The sequence below is a fragment of the Streptomyces sp. SM1 genome, from assembly GCF_002910825.1.
Lineage (GTDB): Bacteria > Actinomycetota > Actinomycetes > Streptomycetales > Streptomycetaceae > Streptomyces > Streptomyces okerensis.
In genome coordinates this window covers 1-7,437 of record NZ_NEUB01000664.1, presented here as the reverse complement: position 1 = coordinate 7,437, position 7,437 = coordinate 1, and the positions used below count along the sequence as shown (strand labels likewise).

6 protein-coding genes and 1 pseudogene are annotated in these 7,437 nt (G+C 68.5%); 1 reads left to right on the top strand and 6 read right to left on the bottom strand.

What is annotated here, in order from left to right; translation table 11 throughout:
- From B9S61_RS18005 to B9S61_RS42400, 3 genes and pseudogenes are all read right to left on the bottom strand, one after another.
- On the bottom strand, positions 1 to 451 hold a 451-nt coding region (locus B9S61_RS18005; protein WP_181007414.1), incomplete at its 3' end, for a transposase family protein.
- Positions 452 to 1,521: 1,070 nt separating this feature from the next.
- Complete coding sequence (locus B9S61_RS42405) at positions 1,522 to 2,292, bottom strand: hypothetical protein (RefSeq protein WP_258039718.1); 771 nt, start codon at positions 2,290 to 2,292, stop codon at positions 1,522 to 1,524.
- A 234-nt stretch (positions 2,293 to 2,526) separates the two neighbouring features.
- Positions 2,527 to 2,709, bottom strand: a pseudogene (locus B9S61_RS42400) (helix-turn-helix transcriptional regulator); the annotation flags it as partial.
- Between the two features lie 871 nt (positions 2,710 to 3,580).
- On the opposite strand from B9S61_RS42400, the gene B9S61_RS42395 reads away from it, so the two are divergent.
- Positions 3,581 to 3,709, top strand: coding sequence for a hypothetical protein (locus tag B9S61_RS42395; RefSeq protein ID WP_258039717.1), 129 nt, complete (start codon positions 3,581 to 3,583; stop codon positions 3,707 to 3,709).
- A gap of 396 nt (positions 3,710 to 4,105) precedes the next feature.
- Here the strand turns inward: B9S61_RS42395 and B9S61_RS17990 are convergent, their stop codons facing one another.
- The 3 genes from B9S61_RS17990 to zapE all read right to left on the bottom strand — a co-directional run.
- Entirely contained in the window at positions 4,106 to 5,557 is a 1,452-nt protein-coding gene (locus B9S61_RS17990; RefSeq protein WP_258039716.1) for a SulP family inorganic anion transporter, read from the bottom strand.
- 8 nt (positions 5,558 to 5,565) lie between these two features.
- Positions 5,566 to 6,147 (bottom strand): carbonic anhydrase, encoded by a 582-nt coding sequence (locus tag B9S61_RS17985; RefSeq protein WP_103543183.1) that lies wholly within the window; start codon positions 6,145 to 6,147, stop codon positions 5,566 to 5,568.
- Positions 6,148 to 6,669: 522 nt separating this feature from the next.
- Positions 6,670 to 7,437, bottom strand: a 768-nt coding sequence (gene zapE, locus B9S61_RS17980) for a cell division protein ZapE (protein WP_103543182.1), incomplete at its 5' end; no start/stop codon positions are given.

Genomic DNA, 7,437 nt, shown 5'->3' with positions numbered 1-7,437 from the left:
GTGCCATCGCGCCGATCACCGTCACCGCGACCGACTCGCTGCCGCCAGACCCGCGAAGCACCTTCCCGTCCACCGCCACCGTCTCCAGACCGAGCCCACCCACCCGCAGCAGCACTTCCAGATCCGCGGGACGCACCAGCGTCAAGGCCCGTCGCAGCGTGTCCGCACTCGGCGTACGCACCAGCTGGAAGGGGCCCAGCGGACGCAGCCCCAGCCGCGGCAACTCCACCGGCCCGGCGGCCGCCGCCCACTGCGCCATCGCCCGGTACGAGCCGAACCCGGCCGCCGTCGCGCACAGCGTGACCAACAGCAACGACACCAGCGAGAAGCACCGGCCCCGAGGATCACGCGGGTCTCTCACCTCGGCCGGCCGCCGCAGAAGCAACGTCCGCTCCGACGCGAGCGACATCGACTCCATCACGGGCACACACATGGCAGACTGACGATTCACCGAAGCTCCGTAGACACAGGGCGACTTGCGAGGTCACCCCGCTCAACGGAGCTTCGGTCCTCCACGTCACGGACCGCTCACCTGCGGAAACATCTCAATCCCGGACCTTGCGTCAGCCCTGGGCAAAACCGCAGGCCACAAGAGAGGCCGGCGGAGCGCGCACCACAAAACCGCAGGTCAGAGCGCTGCCGTTCTTTGCAGGGGCACGCTTGGCAGCCCCGGCCCAAACTTCCAAATTTTTGTCTGGGGCGTTTTCGCCCAGTGATCTTGAGTCCGGCTGCCATTCAGGCAGGTGCCGACGCAGCCGAGGAAAGGCAGATGCGTCGAGCAATGCGCCGTGGCAGCCTTCCCCCCCTTTCCCCTGGAGAGATTGCGGCCGCTAGACGCGAGGGCGCCACGCACGCAGGCGCCCCATACGAACGCCGTAATCCTCGCCCTGATTTCAAGGGCACCCGTGACTACGTCAAGCTTTCATACGTCGAGCCGAGCGAGGAAGGATCACTAGTCGCTGCGGCAGTCGGCGCTTTGCGAGGGACAGTAAAAAGCAAGGCTCCGTCATTGGAGGTGGACTAGGAATGGAAACGGGCAAGCTCGAAAGCGGCAGAGTCGAAAAGGCCGATGCTGCGCGGGGCGCCTCTGTATTTCCCGCAGAGTGGGGGCCGCCTGTCGGTCGGCCCCTTTCCGAAGAACGTACGCGCTGGGTCCTCGCCAGAGTTCAGGAGTATCGGAGCAGAAAGCGCGTAGAGCGTCGAGCGGCTGCCCAGGCTGTCAGCGTCGAGAATTTCGAGCGGCAGCGTTACCTACTTCTGACGCGTGAACGCTGAACAGGCCGACTACCAAAACGCCCCCTCTTGCCTCGCCCACGGGCGGGACGAGAGGGGGCGTTTTCTGCGTTCACGGCAGACGCTTTACGGCGATGTCCTATTGCGGGATCAAAACAAACTTGCCGTCATCCTTCTGAATGAGGGCGTGCCCGTTTCTCTTTTCCTCGATGTGCCCATCCCGGATGTGTACGCCTGCCCGGTAGATAGCTTCCGGGCGCTTGCGCGGGCTCACCATTTCATGCCCCCTTACGCAGCGTGGTTTAGAACTTCCCGCACCTCTGGCACGTCCCGGAAGTCTTCCAACCTGTGCAGCATGACTTTCACGCGCTCTGCCGTTCGTTCGCTCGCCACGTCCGAGGAAAGCGTGATGACCCTTTGGGCCGTTGCTGCCGCTTCCTCCGGCTCGTTGGCGTCCGTCAACGCTACGGCAAGCCATGAGAGGTACAGGGCTAGCTCTCTTGTATGAGTGGCGTCATACCTGGCGAGGACTTCCCGCAGCAACGGAACCGCACGCAATGGGCGTTTCAGCTCTGTATAGACGCGTGCTTCCATTACTTCCAATTCGCCTGCCTCGACCCAATAGAGATACTGGGGTGACTCCCGTCCCTCATTATCCTCGGCCAATGCTTGGGACGCCTCGCCCAGGGCACGCATTGCAGGCTGTGCCTCATTCACTTTGGTGTGCGCCCAGGCCACGCGGTCGAGGTACAGAGCGCGCGCTTTCGGGGGTGCATTGTCACCCGACTGGTCAAGAGCTGCGCGTGCAAGTGCCAACCCTTCGCTTTCCCGCCCTGTGTTGCTGTATTGGTAGGCAAGAGATCCGGCAAGGTTGCCGACTAGCGTTTTGTCTCCCGCTTGCTGGGCGGCGCTCATGCCTAGTTTATAGATGCGTTCTGCTTCCTCATGACGCCCAGCGTCAGACGCAATCCAACCGGCAATCTGCGCAAGCTCGCCAATCTGAATGAGCAATGCGCGTCCGACTTCCTCCGTGTGGCTTCCCTCGCGGTACAGCTTCACCGCGGAACGCATTTCCCTAAGCGCTGGGCCGATTAGGTCGCCACCCGCTAGAACATCGTCCGCGAGGCGCAACCCGTGCACGCGGCCGGCTAGGTCGGTAACGTCACCCGAGCCGATTTGGCGCGCCCGTCTGACTTTCAATGGCGCCAATGAGTCGGCAGCGGGAAGGAAGTCAGCAACCGTTATTGGAGTAGCGCCCTGGGCGCCGCTGGCGGCTGCCTCTCCAAGTTCAGTGACAGGCACTTCTAGAGCGGCAGCAATGAACGGCAGCCACTCACGCGGCGTGCGTTTCCCTTTCTCCCACCGGTAGACGTCCTGCCGACTGAGTGAGTCGACCGGTAACCCTGCCGTGCGGCATGCCTCCGCTGCTAGTCGTGCCTGGCTCCAACCCTTGGCCTGCCGCAGGCGCCGGATCATGTGGGCCGCTGTCTCACCGCGCATGCATCAAGTCTGGCCTACAACGGGCCTACACGGGGCCGCTAGGCAGCGAATTGTCAGCGCGGAAGTGTGGCCAGACGGAAGGACCCCCGCGACCGCGCGAACGGCCCGGGGGCGTGGCCAACGCTGACATAGGAGCGTCGACAGTCCATGCTTATCACGCAGGTACTCGAATGGGTGAGAGCGGTTCTCTTCGGACCGCGCACCCCCGGCAGGCACAGGCGGCACGCAACCCCCGTGACGCCTCGCAGGGCCCAACTCCCGCTCTTCCCCTACGTGTTGGGGGCGAGGCTGATCACCGTTCGCAGGCTCCGCGCGAAAGTGCGCCCAGCGCTCCCGCAGCCGTTCCGCGACTGGGAGGCAGAGGAAGCCTGGGAGCCCACGGGCGCCCTTGTCCGGCCCTATGTGGCACACCTGGGCGCCTCGCCTAGGAGCAACCGCGCGGACGCCCAGGGAACGCCATGGGCAGGGCCCTGGGCGCACCCGTGGGGGGATGTCCGGTGACGATGACGATTGAGGTCTACCGGATCAATCCGCGGACAGGCGCCCGGACCCAGGTCCGGCCGTTGCGAACGGTCGAGCCTCCGGAAGTGCCGGACCTTTCCGGCCGGTTCCCGCCCTGCGCCTGCCCGCATTGCCGGGCGAGGACAGACGCGAGGCTGCGCGCCCAGGTGGCGGAGGTCAACAGGCGGAGCCGGGGGGAACTGTGACTCGCTCGATCATCAAAGCGGCTCAATGGGCGCTGGGGCCGGAAACCGGCGAGGGCGCCCCGCAGGCCATCTATTCCGCCCTGTGCATGGCGTGCGGGGCGGAGGCTCCCGCGTCGGACAACTCCCCTGAACCTGTGGAGATGTGGGCACTCAAACACACGGGCCTGAACCCCTCGCACCGACAGTTCAAGGCCATGGTCGAGACCTATTGGCGGGTGACTCCGGCGGAGGGCAACCCGTACCGGGAGCTTGACGCCCAGGGCGCATAGCGCCCCCTGCACCAAACCGGATGGCTGCCGCTTCCTGGGCGCTGCGAGGCGCAAGGGCAGCAACGTGTGACCCCCGCCCAGGCAACCCCCCGGCCTGGGCGGGCAGCGCCCCCGACTGTGCGAGCAAGGGACACAGTCGGGGGCGTCTTACTGTGCGCGCGGATTGCTTCCGACAGTCACTGAACGGTCACGGAACGGGCGCACCTGGGTTTCAGTTCTTGGCACTCCACAGGCACGCCGTAGCCTCGAAAAGGCCCGTTTCCGCAGGTCAGAGGCTACCCACCCTTAAGAAGGTGCACCGCCCCCAGACCCCCTTCGCGCAGTTCCCCGCGCCCCTGGGGGGCAGTTGTTCGGGCTCGCGCGGCGGAGCCGCATATCGGAACAGTCCCGCGCCCCTCAGGGGGTGACTTTCACCGGGGGTGTCTCCGGGGTGCTGTGGCGTTCCGCCCAGTGCTCCAGGGCCGTGTGGCAGGCGTGGTCGAGGTGGTGGAGACCGGTGAGGTCAAGTTCCAGGGGGCGGTCATCGGGGAGGGACTCCAGGGTGTCGAGGATCTTCGGCAGGCGCAGGAACGTCGCGTTGCCGGAGAGGTGCACCCGGAGGGGTCCGGCTCCCCTGTCCATGACCTCGAGTCTGACCTGCGACGCCTCCCACGCGGTCTTGGCCACCGACAGGGCCAGGCCGATCAGCACGCCCTCGAACATGTTCACCACGACGATCGACACCGCGGTCACCACCAGGATGAATGCCTCGCCGCGATGCCCGCGCCACAGTGCGGCCAGGCCGCGCAGCGGGATCAGCTTCCAGCCCGCGTGGACCAGGATGCCCGCCAGCGCGGGCAGCGGGATCAGGGCCAGCGCGGACGGCAGCAGCGCGGCGAACAACAGCAGCCAGACGCCGTGCAGCACCCGGGACACCTTGGTCCTGGCGCCCGCCCGGACATTGGCCGAGCTGCGCACGATGACGGCCGTCATCGGCAGCGCGCCGAGGATCCCGCAGACCGTGTTGCCGGCGCCCTGCGCCATCAGTTCCCTGTTGTAGCGGGTGCGCGGACCGGTGTGCAGCCGGTCGACCGCGGCCGCGCTGAACAGGCTCTCGGCGGAGGCGATCAGGGTGAAGGCGACGACGGTGCCGAGGACGCCGATGCCGGCCACCGAGCCGAAGGCGTCCGCGTCGGGCGGCTGGACGGCGTCGAACAGGCCCCGGACCTCCACCGTCGCGACGGGCAGGCCGGACGCGAGGGTGACGGCCGTCGCCAGCAGGACCGCCGTGAGGGCGCCCGGCACGGCCCCGGCCGGGCCCGGCACACGGTGCCACAGCAGCATCACCACCACGGTGCCCGTGCCGACCGCGAGCGAGGCGAGCGCCTCCGTGCTGCCCAGCGCGTCCATCGCGGCCCCGGGCAGCCCGAGGATCTTGCCGGCACCGGTCGCGGGCGCCTCCAGCCCGGCCGCCGCGTAGAGCTGGCCCGCGATGAGGACCAGGCCGATGCCGGCCAGCATGCCCTCGATCACCGAGAGCGATATCGCACGGAACCAGCGGCCGAGCCGGAGCGCCCCCATGACGAGCTGGAGCACTCCGGCGGCGAGCACGATCACGCCGAGAGCGGGCAGTCCGTAGGTGTCGACCGCCTCGAAGACCAGCACGGTCAGTCCGGCGGCCGGACCGGACACCTGGAGGCTGCTGCCCGGCAGCAGTCCGGTGACCAGGCCGCCCACGATGCCGGTGACCAGGCCGAGTTCGGCCGGCACACCGGAGGCGACGGCGACGCCCACACACAGCGGAAGGGCGACGAGGAACACGACGAGCGAGGCGGTGACGTCCTGGCGGAGGTGGGGAAACCTCGGCACGGGCGTGCTCACAGCGCCTCGAACGCGTCACCGGCGGCGCGGTGTTCGCGTACGGCCCCGGTGTGCACCTCGTAGTACCAGCCGCGCAGCCGGAGCCGGCCGGAGGCGAGCCGCTGCTGGACGCACGGGTAGGAACGCAGGCGCAGCAGCTGGGCCAGCACGTGCTGCTGTACCGCCTCCGCGCAGGCCGGGTCCGCAGGGTCGGCCGGTCCGGGCGCGCCGGCGGCGTGCGCCAGCCAGTCGCGTACGGCCGGTACGGCGTCCAGGTCGTCGCCGCGCACCAGCGCGCCGATGGCCCCGCAGTGGGAGTGGCCGCACACCACGACGTCGGTCACGCCCAGCACCTCCACGGCGTACTCGACGGTGGCCGCCTCGGCGGAGGGGCGCCCGGGGGCGTACGGCGGGACGATGTTGCCCGCGGTGCGCAGCTCGAAGAGCTCGCCGGGCCGGGCGCCCGTGATCAGGGCCGGGACCACCCTGGAGTCGGAGCAGGTGATGAACAGGACGTCGGGGGACTGGCCCTCGGCGAGACGGGCGAATTCCGCGGGCCGCTGTCCGAAGCTGCGGGCGTTGTCGATGAGGGGCTGCATCGTGCGTTTCCTCCTGGCGCGCGTGGAGGCGGAGGGGCGTTGCTCAGAGCCTTCCGGCGTTCGAGGAACGGGGTCCGGCTTCAGCCCCTCCGGCGTTTGAGGAGCGGGGTCCGGGGCGGCGCCCCGGGGTGGGGAAGGGAAAGGGCGTCGGGGGCCGGAAACACTCGTGGCGCACCCGGTCGGACCAACCCTGATCCGTGGCCCGTGATTCACCATCCGTATATGCCCCGGCGAAAGGCGCGAGGGGATACGGAAAGGGCGCCGAAGGTAAAGCGACGACAAGGGCCCTGGGTGCGGCCACGCTCGCCCGACCTCGGAACATGCGTCCGCGTCAAGGCGGTTCACGCCTCTCCGGCACGCCAGTGCTTGGTCAACGATTGGTCAAGAAGCACGTTAACCGAGCAAAGTCCCCGGGAGGGTCAACTCGGTGCCTCGTGGCGGACGGCGCCTGAAAAGAAAGGGTGTGTTGGCGCGAACGCGCCCTTGATCAACGGCGATTCGATCGGCTGTCGCACATCCGTATCACGCGGCGTCGGCGAGCCGTTTCGCGTCGCGGGCCAGCGCGGTGAGCCGCGAGATCGCCCGGAAATACTTCTTGCGGTAGCCGCCCTTCAGCATGTCCTCGCTGAAAAGCCGGTCGAACGGCAGTCCCGAGGCGAGTACGGGGACCTCGCGGTCGTAGAGCCGGTCCGCGAGGACGACGAGCCGGAGCGCCGTCGACTGGTCGGGCACCGGCCGCACCCCGGTGAGGCACACCGCGCCGAGCCCGTCGGTGAGGGCGCCGTAGCGGCTGGGATGGACCTTCGCCAGGTGGTCCAGCAGGTCGGGGAAGGCGTCGAGCGAGGCGCCCCCGGTGGCGTGCGCGGTCCGCGTCACCACCTCGTCGGAGTACGGCGCCGGCGCCTCGGGCAGACCGCGGTGGCGGTAGTCCTCCCCGTCGATGCGCAGGGCGCGGAAGTGGGCCGACAGGCCCTGGATCTCGCGCAGGAAGTCGGCGGCCGCGAAGCGGCCCTCACCGAGCTTGCCCGGCAGGGTGTTCGAGGTGGCGGCGAGTGCGACCCCCGCCTCGACGAGCTTGCCGAGCAGCGTGGAGACGAGCACCGTGTCGCCCGGGTCGTCCAGCTCGAACTCGTCGATGCAGAGCAGCCGGTGCCCGGAGAGGGTCTTCACCGTCTGCTGGAAGCCGAGAGCGCCGACCAGGTTGGTCAGCTCCACGAAGGTGCCGAACGCCTTGCGCTCGGGCTCGGCCGGCGTGGCGTGCCACAGGGAGGCCAGCAGGTGGGTCTTGCC

Bases quoted from the DNA above. Each gene is read 5' to 3' on its own strand.
- B9S61_RS17985 (WP_103543183.1), bottom strand. From the start codon at position 6,147: ATGCAGCCCCTCATCGACAACGCCCGCAGCTTCGGACAGCGGCCCGCG.
- B9S61_RS42395 (WP_258039717.1), top strand. From the start codon at position 3,581: ATGTGGGCACTCAAACACACGGGCCTGAACCCCTCGCACCGACAGTTC.